The 14,187-nt window shown below is 73.1% G+C and carries 8 protein-coding genes and 1 tRNA gene; 1 reads left to right on the top strand and 8 read right to left on the bottom strand.

Annotated elements, in window-relative coordinates; translation table 11 throughout:
* Positions 1-61 precede the first annotated feature (61 nt).
* Together BS75_RS49425 and BS75_RS22185 are read right to left on the bottom strand one after the other, a co-directional pair.
* Entirely contained in the window at positions 62-1,279 is a 1,218-nt protein-coding gene (locus BS75_RS49425; RefSeq protein ID WP_081983342.1) for a L,D-transpeptidase, read from the bottom strand.
* Positions 1,280-1,856: 577 nt separating this feature from the next.
* Positions 1,857-1,947, bottom strand: a tRNA-Ser gene (locus BS75_RS22185).
* Between the two features lie 232 nt (positions 1,948-2,179).
* Here BS75_RS22185 and BS75_RS22180 point away from each other — a divergent pair.
* On the top strand, positions 2,180-5,839 hold the full coding sequence (locus BS75_RS22180; protein ID WP_034089505.1) for a hybrid sensor histidine kinase/response regulator: 3,660 nt from the start codon (positions 2,180-2,182) through the stop codon (positions 5,837-5,839).
* A gap of 70 nt (positions 5,840-5,909) precedes the next feature.
* On the opposite strand, the gene BS75_RS22175 is transcribed toward BS75_RS22180, so the two are convergent.
* From BS75_RS22175 to BS75_RS22150, 6 genes are all read right to left on the bottom strand, one after another.
* On the bottom strand, positions 5,910-7,586 hold the full coding sequence (locus BS75_RS22175) for a long-chain fatty acid--CoA ligase (protein ID WP_034089504.1): 1,677 nt from the start codon (positions 7,584-7,586) through the stop codon (positions 5,910-5,912).
* Positions 7,587-7,708: 122 nt separating this feature from the next.
* Complete coding sequence (locus tag BS75_RS22170) at positions 7,709-8,725, bottom strand: glycoside hydrolase domain-containing protein (RefSeq protein ID WP_063771451.1); 1,017 nt, start codon at positions 8,723-8,725, stop codon at positions 7,709-7,711.
* 117 nt (positions 8,726-8,842) lie between these two features.
* A complete protein-coding gene (locus tag BS75_RS22165) occupies positions 8,843-10,027 on the bottom strand; it encodes a lipid-transfer protein (RefSeq protein ID WP_034089503.1) in 1,185 nt (394 codons plus the stop codon).
* Complete coding sequence (locus tag BS75_RS50505; RefSeq protein WP_063771452.1) at positions 10,024-11,421, bottom strand: OB-fold domain-containing protein; 1,398 nt, start codon at positions 11,419-11,421, stop codon at positions 10,024-10,026. The genes BS75_RS22165 and BS75_RS50505 overlap by 4 nt, the downstream gene beginning before the upstream one ends.
* Before the next feature lie 193 nt (positions 11,422-11,614).
* Entirely contained in the window at positions 11,615-11,914 is a 300-nt protein-coding gene (locus BS75_RS22155) for a hypothetical protein (RefSeq protein WP_052069608.1), read from the bottom strand.
* A 369-nt stretch (positions 11,915-12,283) separates the two neighbouring features.
* Positions 12,284-14,038, bottom strand: a complete 1,755-nt coding sequence (locus tag BS75_RS22150) for a glycosyl hydrolase family 18 protein (protein WP_052069607.1) — start codon at positions 14,036-14,038, stop codon at positions 12,284-12,286.
* Between the last annotated feature and the right edge of the window lie 149 nt (positions 14,039-14,187).

The raw sequence follows: 14,187 nt of genomic DNA, 5'->3' as shown, positions 1-14,187 counted from the left end.
CGTGCCCTCTGAGCAGGGGCGCGGTCCCCGGCGCGGCGCCGCCGGGGACCACGCCGGGCGGTCAGGAGGCGCTGCCCGCCGTCCACTGGGCCCAGCTCAGGTTGAAGTCGGCGTAGCCGTTGTCCGGGGCCGCGTTCTTGGGCACGCCGTTGATCGTCACCGGGTCGCCCTCCTTGACCGTGTTGAAGAACCACAGCGCGTCGGCCTTCGAGAGGTGGACGCAGCCGTGCGAGGTGCTGTCGCCCGGGTCGGTGTCGCCGGTCGAGAAGTGGACGTAGGTGCCGGAGAAGGTCAGGTGGACGTCCGAGGGCAGCTTGATGTCGTAGTAGTTCGGCGCGCCCTTGGTGCACTGGATGCCGACGCTGCAGGAGGTCATCTCGACCTCGGCCTCCTTGTCGATCACCGCGAAGGTGCCGCCCCAGGTCTGGAAGCCGGGCCCGCCGGTGTCCACGGTGAGCGTGCGGATGGTCTTGCCGCTCTCGGACACGGTCATGGTGTGGGTGGTCGCGTCCACCACCGTCTCGACGTCGCTGCCGACGGTGAAGGTGTGCACGTAGTCGTGGATCCCGATGCGGCCGTTGCCGTTGCTCACCCCGTCCAGGTCGGCGTCGACCGTCACCGAGGTGCCGGGCTTCCAGAAGTTCTCCGGCCGCCAGTCGACCCGGGTGCTGCTGAACCAGTGCCAGGCACCGGTGACCGGGATGCTGGTGGTGACCTTGAGTCGGCTCTGCACCGCCGCCCGCGCGGAGTCGGCGACCGGGTTGGAGAAGACCACCGAGACCGGCATGGCGACACCGACCACGGCGCCCTTCGCCGGCGTGATCGAGTCCAGCAGCATGCTGGTGGCGCTGCTGGGCGTCTCCACCGTGAAGGGGACCTGGTCGGTGCTGGGCTTCCCGCCGCCCCCGGACGGGGAGGCACTGGCCCGGAGCGTGTAGGCCACCCCGACCGCGAAGGGCGCACTGGGCGTCCAGGTCCCGGCGGCGGCGTTCAGCGCGCCCGGCACCGGGTCGCCCTTGGAGTCGTCGACGGTGACCGAGCCGAGCGTCCCGCCCTTGACCGCGATCCTGACCGGCTGGTCGGGAACGACGTCCCCGGCCGTGTCCTTCGCCAGGGTGACGGTGATGACGGCGGGCGCCCCGTCGGCGGAGGAGCCGCTCCCGGCCGTTCCATGGCCGCCCGAGGCCCCGGAGCCCGAGCAGGCCGCCGCTCCCGCCAGTACCAGCGCCAGCACCCCGGCCGACCCTGCGGTCCTGGCCCCTGAGACCCACGACTTCATCGAGTTCAATGCACTGCTCCTTGCCACGTCCCGCCGCGCCCCTGCCACGCCGGAGGGGATCCGGGCGAAGACGTCTCTCGATGGAACACCAGGAACCGTTGTGTCCGCCAACCGGCCAACCGGACCCGATTCCGACCGCACCCGCCCCCGAAAACCGCCTGACAGCAGGTCAGAGACGCATCGGCGAGGGAGCTGCGGAGCAGCGGCTACAAGATCATGTTGCAGGACCGTGACAGCGCCCGGACAGTACGCGGACGCCGTACCCGAGGGAATCCACCGGCCACCGGAACCTGACGGTCCACCGCAGCGCCCGAACGCAGGGTTTCACGTGAATCAGGCCCGCAGCCGCCCGGCCTGCCGGGTCAGCTCGGCGGCCGCCGCCCGCAGCGGGGATGCGCCAGGCACTCCAACTCCTGCCGCAGCAACGTCTCCTGTGCGGACCCGCCGACCGGCCCGAGGGCCTTGAGGAAGTCCGACGGCCGACCCGGCCCCTCGGTTTCGAGCCGCCCCGAAGCCAACCCGTCCGCCCCGGAAAACACGACAGGGCCCCTCGCCGAAGCGAGGGACCCTGATCACGCGGAGGCTCGGGGATTTGAACCCCGGATGGGTGGTAAGACCCAAACCGCATTAGCAGTGCGGCGCCATAGACCGGACTAGGCGAAGCCTCCCTGCTGAGAACTGCGTTCGCCGACCGGCGATCACAACCTCTGCATGGATGATGCCACAACCCGCAGGGTTGCGGCCAACTGGTATCCACGTTACTAGGCAGGTCGCCGCGTATGCAAAAACAGTGTGGGATAGTGCTTGCTGGCGCGCCTGGGGGACGGAGGCCCGCCACCGCGGCGGTCCGAGGCCAGGCCGGTCCGCGGAAGCGCAGTCAGGCAAGGGAGGACGCTCGTCGTGAGCAGCAGGCCGACTCGAGGCACTGCTCGCCTCGCAGCGATACTCGACGCTCTTCCGGATGCCCTACTGCTGGTGAACAGCAACGGCACCGTGGTGGATGCCAACGCCGCCGCCGTCCGCAGCCTGCAGGCTCCCGGGACCTCACTGGTCGGGATGGGCGTCCTCGACCTCCTCCCCGAGTTCGACCCGAGCCGGATCCCGGGCTCGATGCGGCCGCGCGCGACCGACGCCGGTGCCGAGGACGAGGCCAAGCCGGTGCGGATGACCGCCCGGCGGACCGACGGCACGACCTTCCCGGTCGAGGTGGCCGGCAACGAGTTCGAGGACGAGGCCGAGGGCCGGGAGGGGTTCGGCGGGTCCTCCTCGTACGACTCCTTCGGCGGGGTGTCCCGCTACGGCTACGGCACCGGCGGCGCCGCCCGGCCCACCCCCTCGCCCTCGGACCGGGACCTGCTGCTGATCGTGGTGCGCGACCTGTCCGCCCGGCTGGAGGTCGAGGCCGAGCTGCGCCGCCAGCACAAGCAGACCGAGATGATCCTGCGGGCCGCCGCCGAGGGCGTGGTCGGCGTGGACATGGACGGCAAGGTGGTGCTGGTCAACCCGGCCGCCGCGCACATCCTGGGCTTCCGGGCGAGCGAGCTGGGCGGCCAGGAGCTGCTGTCGCTGGTACTGCACTCCCGCGCGGACGGGACGCTGCTGCCGCCCGAGGAGTCCCCGCTGGCGGACACCCTGGCCTCCGGCCGCAAGCACCGGGTGAAGTCGGCGACGCTTTGGCGCAAGGACGGACGCCCGGTCAGCGCGGAGCTGTCGACCGCTCCGGTCCGCGACGGGGACCAGCTGGTCGGCGCGGTGGTCACGTTCACCGACCGGACCGCACAGCTGGCGCTGACCGCGCGCAACGACCATCTGACCGCGCTGCTCTCGGAGGAGCTGCACTCCCCGCTGACCCGGCTCCAGGAGACCCTGGACCAGTTGGCCCGCGACCCGGCCGGCCAGCTCTGGCCGGAGGCGAACTGGGTGCTGCGGCGGCTGGCCGCCGAGTGCGCGCAGACCGCGCGGCTGGTCGACGGCGTACTGGCGTACCAGCGCTTCGACACCGCGCTGGACGCCGGGCGCGAGCACCTGGAGCGGCAGCCGGTCGGTCTGGACGAGATCGTCCGGGGCGCGGTGGAGGCCGCGACCGAGCTGATCGGCGAGGACCGGGTGCGGTTCGCGGTGCACCCGTCCGACGTCGAGGTGATCGCCGACCCGGAGCGGCTGGCACAGGCGCTGGGCCATCTGATCGCGGACGTGGCGACGCCCGTGCGCGGCAGTGGCGGTGACGGGGGCTCGGAGGCGGGCAAGGTCCCGCTGTACGGGATGGCGGTCGGCGTCGCCTCCGGGCTGACCGGCGCGCCCTCGGCCGAGCCGACGGTGATGATAGCGGCGGCGCAGCGCGGATCCGTGGCCCGGATCGAGGTGCGCGGACCGAGCGCGGGCGGCAGTCCGGTGCATCTGCCGATGGCGCGGGGCATGGTGGAGCGGCACGGCGGGGTGCTCCAGTCGCACGAGCTGCCCGGCAAGTTGGGCCGGACCTATGTGGTCGAGCTGCCGCTGGACCCGGCGACGGCGCGCGAGGCCGCGGAACGGGCCGCTGCGGCGGCCCGGGAGGCGGACCGGGCGAAGGAGACGGACACCTCGCTGCTGCCCGAGCTGCCCGGCCTGGACGGCGGGGACGAGGGCCGGGAGGCGCGCGGCTCCGGCCGCGAGCGCGGCGGCAACGGCAGCGGCGGCAACGACAGCGGCGGCGCGAAGAGCGGCAACGACTCGGCCGAGCACGGCGGCCGGGGCGGCCCGGCGCTGTCCGCCGACGAGCGCTCCACGACTAATTCCGCGTCCGGGTCCGCAGCCGGAGCTGCGGCGGGGTCGGCCTCCGTGCCGCAGGCGCGCCGGCCGGAGACCCCGGCCGAGGGCACCGACCGCTCCCGTCGGCGACGGGCGTTGCCCGCGCCCGAGGTCGTCCGCCCGCCGCGGGCGGTGATGGAGGCCCGCCAGGAGGCGCAGGAGGCCGCCCAGGAGGCCCAGGCGCGCGAGGCCGGCCGCCGGGCGGAGCAGGCACTGCACGAACGGCAGGGCCAGGACGGGCTGCAGGGTCAGGACGGGACTGCGGGCCAGGCGTCCGGCGGCTTCCCCGGGCTGATCGGCGGACCGGTCTACCCGGGGCTGGAGCACGCCCTCCCCCCGGCGGGGAGCCGAATCGATACGCCTCCGGCGCCGCTCGACCCGGTCTCGCCCAGCGGTCGGCGGCGGCGACTGGCCATCCCGCCGGCCGAGAGCGGGTCCACGCCCTCTTCCTCCGGAGCCATCGGGGAGCTGGAGCCGGCCCGGCCGCGCGGCGCCGACCAGCAGCAGCCGCACCAGGACCGGGGTCAGGGCCAGGGGGCCGACCAGCGCGACCGACAGCAGGGGCCGCAGCAGGCCATAGCGCTGGGCCCGGCCGAGCTCCAGCCGGTTCCGAGCGGTCCGCCCGCCCTGTCCGGCCGGCCGGCCGCGCTGCCGAGCCGACCCTCCGAGCCCTTCGGCGGGCGCTTCGGGCCCGGCGTGAACGTCTCCGGGGTGAACGTCCCGGTGCCGAGCGACGGCAGCAACGGCAGCGGGGTCATGGGTCTCGCCCAGGCCCTCAGCACCGGCAGCCGGGGCAACGGCGGTGGCCAGGACGGCAGTCAGGACGGCGGTCAGGACGGCGGTCGGCCGGGCGGCCGGGCCGAGCCGGGCACACCCGGCGGCGGACCGGCGGCGATCGGCCCGGTCGCACGCGCGCTGCCGGCCGGGGCCGGGCCGACCACGCCGCCGACCGGCACCGCCCTGCCCGCGCCCCGGGCGTCGAGCGACGCCCCCGGCACCGAGAACCGGCTGGAGTTCATCGCCGGGGCGGACTACCCGACGATGGTCGCGCCCGCCGCCGACGGCAACCCGCGTCGGCTGCTGGTGTGGCCCGAGCCCGATCCGTCGACCCGTCAGGCGCTCAAGGACCGGGGCTACCGCCCGGTCATCGTGCGCTCCCGCGAAGAGGTCGACGCCCAGGTCCAGGGCTACCCCGCCGCGCTCTTCGTCGACCCGCTGACCGGTCCGATCACCCGGACCGCCCTCCAGTCGCTGCGCACCGCGGCCGGGGAGGGCAGCGTCCCGGTGCTGGTCACCGCCGGTCTCGGACAGGCGACGCCGGAGGCCGCCTACGGGGCCGACCCGGCGATACTCCTGCGCGCCCTCGCACCGCGCGACAGCGAGCGGCACGCGCCCCGGGTGCTGCTGATCGAGCAGGACCCCGACGTCGCCGAGGCGTTCACGGCGACGCTGGAGCGGCGCGGGATGCACGTGGTCCACGCGACCAGCGAGAACGACGCGGTGGAGAAGGCGAGCAGTGTCCAGCCGAACCTGGTGGTGATGGACCTGATGCTGATCCGCCGCCGCCGGGTGGGCATCGTCGACTGGCTGCGCAGCAACGACCGGCTGCACCGGACCCCGCTGGTCGTCTACACCTCGGTCGACGGCCCCGAGCAGCTGCACGGGCTGCGCTCCGGCGAGACGGTGCTGTTCCTCGCGGAGCGGTCCACCAACGGCGAGGTCCAGGCCCGGATCGTCGACCTGCTGGGCAAGATCGGCGCGCTGGGCAACTGACGGTCCGCCAGGGGCGGGGAACGACGAGGGGCGGGCCGGTTCGCACCGGCCCGCCCCTCGTGTCCGCCGGCTACTCCTTGCCGATCCGCTGCACGTCGAGGCCGCCTTCGGCGTAGGAGGCCCGGATGACCTTCTTGTCGAACTTGCCGACCGAGGTCTTCGGCACCGACTCGATGACCGCCCAGCGCTCCGGGAGCTGCCAGGAGGCGACCCGCTCCGCGAGGAAGGCGCGCAGCACCGGCAGGTCCGCCGTGGCGCCGGGCCGCAGCACCACCGTGGCGAGCGGGCGCTCGCCCCACTTCTCGTCCGGGACCGCGACGACCGCCGCCTCCAGCACGTCCGGGTGCGCCATCAGCTGGTTCTCCAGCTCGACCGAGGAGATCCACTCCCCGCCGGACTTGATGACGTCCTTGGCGCGGTCGGTCAGGGTGAGGTAGCCGTCCGGGCTGATCCGGCCGACGTCGCCGGTGCGCAGCCAGCCGTCGTCGCTGAACTTGCCGCCGCCGGCATCCGGCTCCTGGCCCGCGCCGCCGTAGTAGGCCGCGGCGATCCAGGGCCCGCGGATCTCCAGCTCGCCCTCGGCCTCGCCGTCGTGCGCCATGGCCGTGCCGTCCGGGCCGATGACCCGGGCCTGGACGCTGGCCGGAAAGCGGCCCTGGGTGAGCCGGTAGGGCCACTCCTGCTCGGGGGTGAGTCCGGCCGGCGGGTGGGCGACGCTGCCGAGCGGCGAGGTCTCGGTCATGCCCCAGGCGTGGATGACCTCGATGCCGTACCGGTCCAGGAATGCCTTCATCAGTGAGGGCGGACAGGCGGAGCCGCCGATGACCACCCGGCTCAGGGTGGAGACGTCGTATCCGGCGCCGGCGGCCGCGCCCCGGTCGAGCTCGTCCAGCAGCCCGGTCCAGATGGTGGGGACGGCGGCGCTGAAGGTGGGCCGCTCGGCCGTGATCATCTCGGCCAACGGCTTGGGCTGGAGGAACCGGTCCGGCATCAGCAGCGAGGCGCCGGACATGAAGGCGGCGTGCGGGATGCCCCAGGCGTTGACGTGGAACATCGGGACGACCGGCAGCACCGTGTCCCGTGCGGTCAGCCCGAAGCTCTCGGCCGACAGCACCTGCAGGCAGTGCAGGTACACCGAACGGTGGCTGTAGAGGACGCCCTTGGGATCGCCGGTGGTGCCGGAGGTGTAGCAGAGCGCGGCGGCGCTGCGCTCGTCCAGGTCGGTCGGGAAGGGGAAGCCGGTCGGCCGGTCGGCGATCAGTTCCTCGTAGTCGTGGACGGTGCCGGCGAAGCCGTCGAGCAGGCTGCGGTCGCCGGGGCCGGCGACCACGATGTGGCGCAGCGTCGGGTTCAGCTGCGGCAGCAGCGGCGCGAGCAGCGGCAGCACGCTGCCGTTGGCGATGATCACGTGGTCGGCCGCGTGGTTGATGATGAAGGCGAGCTGGGACGGGGGCAGCCGCAGGTTGAGCGTGTGGAGCACCGCGCCCATCGAGGGCACGGCCAGGTACGCCTCCTGGTGCTCCGTGTTGTTCCACATCAGCGTGGCGACCCGCTGGTCGCCGGTCACTCCGAGCTCGTCGCGCAGCGCGTGGGCGAGCTGCGCGACCCGCGCACCGATCTCGGCGAAACTGCGGCTCACCGCCCGTTCGCCGTCCCACGTCAGCACCCGCGACGTTCCGTGGACGGTGGCACCGTGCTCCAGTATCCGGCCCACGATGAGTGGGACGTCCTGCATCGTGCTGAGCACCTGGGTCCTCCTTGACCGGCTGTACCTGCGGGTAACTGCCCCGTTGAGTGCAGATTCTGCCGCCCCCGCACGACGGTGTCAGCAGTACGGCCGGGACGATCAGGACACATTGCGGACCGGAGTCAGCGGTGGTGGATCCCCGGCCGCGCCTTCCCGCTCACGCCGCCCACCGCCACCCGGCCCGGGACGACGGCCTTGCCCCCGCCCTTGCCCCCGCCCTTCGCTCCGCCCTTGCCGCCGCCCTTGCCCCCGCCCTTGCCGCCGCTCGGCGCGCTTCCCGGCGGACGGACGATCGCGACCGGGGCATCGACGGCATTGCGGTCGATGCGGAGCGTAACGTCGCCATATCGCTCAGTCGTATTGCCCTCGTACTGGTGCAGCCGCTGGTGCCTGGCCCAGACCCCCCGGCGCAGCGCGTGGTAGCCGTCGGTCCCGGCGCGGCAGTCCCAGCGGGCGTACCAGATCACGTCCGGCAGGGCGGCCGGGCCGCCGACGGCACGGTGCTCCGATCCGGCCGCGAGCGCGGCCAGGTCGGCGATGCCCGCGTCGGCACTGCTGTAGAAGCCGGAGAGGTAGCCGGCGGCGTGCACCGCCCGGGTCCAGGCGACCGTGTACTGGAGCACGGCGAGGGTGCACCGGCCGCCGTCGCGGTCGTACGACTCCATGTCCAGGTAGACCGGGCTGCCCGGGGCGATGTTCAGGGCGGCGGCGGAGCGCACCGCGTCGCGACCCTCGGCGGTCCCGATGGCGACCGCGCGACGCGGGTCGATCCGCGCCGAGCTCCTGCCGGCCAGGCAGGGGGCCTGCGAGCCCGCGTACAGCGGCAGCAGCCGCCAGCCCATGGCGGTCGCCGAACGGGTCCAGCCGGTGTTCAGCCTGGGCTGGGCGCAACCCCGGTTGCGTCCGCCGATGTAGATCCCGAGGGCCCCGTACGGGGAGTTGCGCCGCCACGCCCGGAGCGCGTCGAGCGCGGGGGCGGTGCAGGTGTCGAAGGCCTTGCCGGTGAAGACCTGCGGTTCGTCGGAGGGGGCCGATGTCGTTGGCGGCGCGGCCGTGGCCGGGATCGCACCCCCCACCGCGCAGGCGAGGGCGAGGAGGAGCGCGGTGGCGGCGGCGACTGCTCTGCGGGGAGTTGGCACGCGTCATCATTGACCTGTTGGCCCATTAGGGGTGATGAGCCACGCCCGAATCAATAGCTTTTATCACCCGGTTTGCTCACTGTCCGTCATTTCGACAGTCCGCCGAGCAGTCGAAGCTCAGCGGTCGCCGCTCAGCAGCAGGCCGGAGGTGGGCACGCCGGTGCCGGCGGTGACCAGGACGTGCCGGACGTCCCTCAGCTGGTTGACCGAGCTGCCGCGCACCTGCCGGACCGCCTCCGCGATGCCGTTCATCCCGTGCAGGTAGGCCTCGCCCAGCTGCCCGCCATGGGTGTTGACGGGCAGTCGGCCGCCCAGCTCCAGGCCGCCGTCGGCGGCGAAGTCGGCGGCCTCACCGGGGCCGCAGAAGCCGAACTCCTCCAACTGCATCAGCACGAACGGGGTGAAGTGGTCGTAGAGCACCGCCGTGTCGATGTCGGCGGGCCCGAGCCCGCTGTTGCGCCACAGCTGACGGGCCACCACACCCATCTCCGGCAGTCCGGTGAGGCCGTCCCGGTAGAAGCTGGTCATCGCCTCCTGGGCGCGCCCGGCGCCCTGCGCGGCGGCGGCGACCACGGCCGGCGGCCGGCGCAGGTCGCGGGCGCGCTCGACGCTGGTGACCACCAGGGCCTGGCCGCCGTCGGTCTCCTGGCAGCAGTCGAGCAGCCGCAGCGGCTCGACGATCCAGCGCGAGGCCCGGTGCTCCGCCAGGGTGATCGGCCGTCCGTAGAAGTAGGCGGCCGGGTTGGTGGCGGCGTGGCGGCGGTCGGCGACGGCCACCGGGCCGAAGGCGTCCGGGGTCAGCCCGTAGGTGTGGAGGTAGCGCTGGGCGGCCAGGGCCACCCAGGAGGCCGGGGTGAGCAGGCCGAAGGGCATCGTCCAGCCCATGGCCGTGCCCTCGGCCGAGGGCGAGCGGGCGTCGAGGCCGGCGCCGAAGCGGTGGACCGAGCGCTCGTTGAAGGCCCGGTAGCAGACCACCACCTCGGCCACGCCGGTGGCGACGGCCATCGCGGCCTGCTGGACGGTGGCGCAGGCGGCGCCGCCGCCGTAGTGGATCCGGGAGAAGAAGCCGAGCTCGCCGATGCCCGCCGCCTGGGCCAGCGTGATCTCCGGGCTGGTGTCCATGGTGAAGGTGACCAGTCCGTCCACATCCTGTGGACAGAGCCCGGCGTCGTCCAGCGCGGCATGGACGGCCTCGACGGCGAGCTTGAGCTCGCTGCGGCCGGAGTCCTTGGAGAACTCGGTGGCGCCGATCCCGGCGATGGCGGCCCGGCCGCCGAGGGTGTCCGGACGGTGGAGGCTCATGCGGCGGTGCCCCTTCCGGGCTCGGTGACGGCGGCGGTGCGGGGGTCGGCGGCCGGGAGGGTGACGGCCACCGTGGCGGTGACGTGGTTGCCGCGATCGCTGCTCCCGATGACAGACACCGTCAGCTGTCCGCTGTCATCGGTCGTCGCCACCCCGTTGAAGCGCAGCTCGTCGCCCGGGTACGCGGGGACCCCGAGCCGGAGCGCGATGCCCCCGATCCCGGCGCCGGTCCCCGCCCAGTCGCCGACATAGCGTCCGACCAGTCCGATGCTGGTGAGGATGTTCATGAAGATGTCCGGAGAGCCCTTGGCCCTGGCCGCCTCCGCGTCGTGGTGCACGTCCTGGTAGTCGCGGGTGGCGACGGCCCCGGCGACGATCAGGGTGCGGGTGACCGCCACCCGCAGCTCCGGGAGCCGGTCGGGTCCGGCCGGGCGGAACAGCGGGAGGGTCAGCTCATCGTCGCAGCGCTCGAAGGACAGCCGGACCGGCAGCCCGATCCGCACCTCGCCGGGCGGCAGGCCGACGACGTTGCTGACGATCCGCACCCCCTCGTCCAGCTCCACCAGGGCCACCGCGTAGGGCCGGTCGAAGGCGGCGGCCAGCGGGTGGTGCACCACCACCGAGGAGTACACCGTGCCCCCTCCGCTCGCGGCCTCGGCGGTCCAGTCCGGTGAGCCGCAGACATTGCAGCCGGGGAGCCAGGGAAACCGGGCCGTTCCGCAGTGGGTGCACCGCTGGAACCGCAGCTCGCCCTCGGCGACACCGGCCCAGAACCCCTCGTTGTCGCGGTTGACCACCGGACGCGGCCGCCGCCCCGGCGGCTTCCGGCCGCTCCCGGCCTGCTCCTGGCGGGCGGCCGGGCGGTACTTCAGGATCCGGAAGCGGTGCGTCGCCACCGGCGTCGCCTCCTCCGGCTTCTCGCCCCGCGCCTCGTCGTAGGCCCGCAGGTCGGTCCGGGTGGTCACGAAGTGGCCGGTGCCCAGGGCCGTGCGCTTCTCCGGGGAGACCGACTCGATCACCGCGTCGAAGAGGACGCGCTCGCCGATCCGGAGCGGGCGCAGATAGCGCTGCTCGCAGTCGGTGGCGACCACCGCCCGGCAGCCGGACTCGTCCAGCCGGGTCAGGAGCTCGTCGTAGGCCCCGCTCCGCGAGCCGTCGCCCGCGTTCGGCCCGCCCAGCCCGGCCATCGTCCAGACCTGGAGCATCGCCGGCGGAGCGACCGCCCCGGGGCCCCGGTGGGCGGGATCGGTGTCGCCCATCGCCTCGCACCAGTGCCGGATCATCGGCGCGTTGACGGCGTCCGGCGACCGGCCCCCGGTCGCCGCCGGGCGGCCCTCGTAGGCCCGGTAGTCGGGTTCCGTCTGCTGCCCTGGCCGCGCCGTCGCATCCGTCACGGATCTGACTGTGCGTCAGATAGTGTGCAGGCGTCAAGGAGTACGGACCGAGACCGGAGCCGGAAAGGCGTCGGCCCCGGGATGTGGAACCGACCCCGGGACCGACGCTGGGACTTGCAGGACCTGCACTACTGCTCACACCTGGACCGGTGCCCGACGACAGGAAGCGGGACTACCTCCTGCCCGGACCGGGTTAGAACCAGATGCGGACGTTGCTGTTGGACTGGTTCGAGTACACGGTGCCGGAGTTGCCCTTGATGCCCAGCGTGTTGTTCTGGTTCGAGGCGCCATTACCGGTCGCGGTCTGCTGCGTCCAGTTCGAGTTGCCGTCGACCCAGCCCGAGAGGTTCCCGCTGCCGTAGTCGGAGACGACGCTGCTGTTGGAGTGGTCGCCAGCAAAAGAGCCGTTGTCGGCGGAGGCCGCGCCGGCGCCCAGGAGCAGCATCGCGGCGGCGATGGGGGCGGCGGCAAGGGCGATGCGGAGACGGGACATGTGTTCCTCCATGAGAGCTTGGAAGTCGGGCGTTGAGGTGGACCGTCACACCTGGCCAGATGTGGACCGTCCCGAGCACGACGTCGCACCGCAAGACTTGCTCAGGAAATCGCCGGATATCCAACTGTGCGCGGTTTTTCGCCCAATCGCGTGACAGTGAAGCTCTAACCCCCGAACGACCGGCCAACGTTCGCGTCACGGTTTTCCCATGTGAAGGCCCCCGAACGGCGGATCGGCAGCACCCTCCCGGCTCCCCCGGGCGCGCGACGGCCGCGAACCGCACGCCCCGGGGCGTGCGGTCGACCGGCGCACAACGGCTCACGAGTGCGGCCCCCCACCGGACGGTGGCGGGGCCGCACTGGCTGCCGGTCAGACGGCGATGGTGCTGAGGTCCGGGGCGCCCTTGGTGCCGCTGCCCGAGAACTCGATGGTGTTGGAACTCCCGGCCTTCAGCGTGACGGTCACCTTGAGCGTCCCGATCACGCTGTAGCTGCTGGCCGAGGTCTCCGGGAAACTCACCGTCCGGGCCACGCCGTTGACGGTGATGACGGCCGGCTTGGCCTCGCCCACGCTGAGGTAGGACACGGTCATGGTGTAGCTGCCGGCGGCAGCCTCGGAGACGCCGGTGAAGGTCACCGTGCCGGCGCCGCCGCCACCGATGCTGCTCACCTTCTCGCCGCCGGCGCAGGCCGAGCAGCTGTTGGCGTCGGCGCTGCCGCCGAGCGTGGCCGAGGCGGCCGGGTAGGTCTTGCCGCCGGTGCTCCCGCCCGAGCCGACGGTCAGGGTGTAGGTGGTGCTGTGGCTGCCGGAGGCAGCGGTGCCGGTGACGGTGATCGGGTAACTGCCGGAAGCCGTCGCCGAGGTGGTGCTCACGGTCATGGTCGAGGAGGAGCCCGAGGTGACCGAGGAGGGACTGAAGGCGACCGTCGCGCCGGAGGGTGCGCCGGAGGCGGTGAGCGCGACGGACTCCGCCGAACCCGAGGCCACGGCCGTGCTCACGGTCGCCGTGGCCGAACCGCCGGCGGTGACCGATCCGGAGGACGGGCTCGCCGAGAGCGAGAAGTCGTTGCCGACGGTGGTGGTCCCGCCGCTGAACGGCTCGAAGGCGTTGCTGAACTGCCAGGTGCTCTGCGCGATCCCGGAGCAGCTGTCCGATCCGCCGGTGCCGACGCAGCCGCCGTTGTCCCGCTGGAGCGCCCAGAAGGAGAGGGTGTTGACCCCCTGGGCCTTGGCCCAGGCGAGGACCGTGGCGGCGTCCGCCGTGGTGAAGGTCTCGTCCGCGCCGTAGTCGTCGATCCCGACCATCTCGGTGATGCCGACCATGTCCCACAGCTGGGCGGTGGTCTTCGACGGGTAGATGCCGGCCAGTTGCTTGACCAGGCCGGCGCCGGCGGACTCGGTGTCGGTCGCCATCTCCTGCTTGGTGCCGTAGTAGTAGTCGAAGGTCATGATGTTGGCGACGTCCACCCGGGCGCCCTCGGCCACGGCGTTCTGCAGGACGGCGACGCCGGTCGAGTCCAGACCGGCCGACTCGGTCGGCATGGTGTAGGAGAACTGCAGCGTACGGCCGTTGGCCGTGGCCCAGGCCTCGGCCTGGGCGACCGCCTCGTTGCGGCGGGTGATGCCGGCCGTGTCGGTCAGCGAGTTGTCCTCGATGTCGAGGTCGATCCGGCTGACGTTGTAGGTGGTGGCGACGCTCTCGTACGCGGCGGCGATGTCCGCGACGTCGGTGCAGCTGTCGGCGATGTCGGTGCCGCCGTGGTCGGCGCTGTAACCGCCGAAGGAGGGAATCACGTTGCCGCCGCCGGCCTGGATGGACGCGATGTCGCTGCCGTAGTCGGCGGCGGAGATGGGGGTGCTCGCGTCGCCGTTCCAGTCGGCGGTGCAGGAGCCGGCCGTGGGGGTCTGGATGAACGCCATGGTCAGGTACTTGTTGCCGGACGCGGTGGCCAGCCCGGAGAGGCTGTCGCCGTTGTACGCCTCGAAGTAGGGGGCGAAGACGTGGGCCGGCAGCGGGGTGTCGGTCGCCGCCGTGGCGGCGGAGGCCGACGCGGCGACGCCCACGGAGGCCGCGGCGACGGCGAGGGCGACGACTGCGGCGCGGGCGGACAGGCGCAGGGGCATGGGGACTCCAGGGAAAGGGCGGTGGGGGTGCCTGGACTGCCGACGGCGTCCGCCACGGGGCCTTCGCCGGTCGGGCTCTCACGGCTCCGTCCCCGGCAGACGGCACCGCTGTGGTACGCCGTCCCGGACCCGGGCTCCGGGCGAGGAAG

The sequence above is a fragment of the Streptacidiphilus albus JL83 genome (assembly GCF_000744705.1).
GTDB classification, from domain to species: domain Bacteria; phylum Actinomycetota; class Actinomycetes; order Streptomycetales; family Streptomycetaceae; genus Streptacidiphilus; species Streptacidiphilus albus.
The sequence above is the reverse complement of the archived record's forward strand: the minus strand, read 5'-3'. Positions and strand labels throughout refer to the sequence as shown.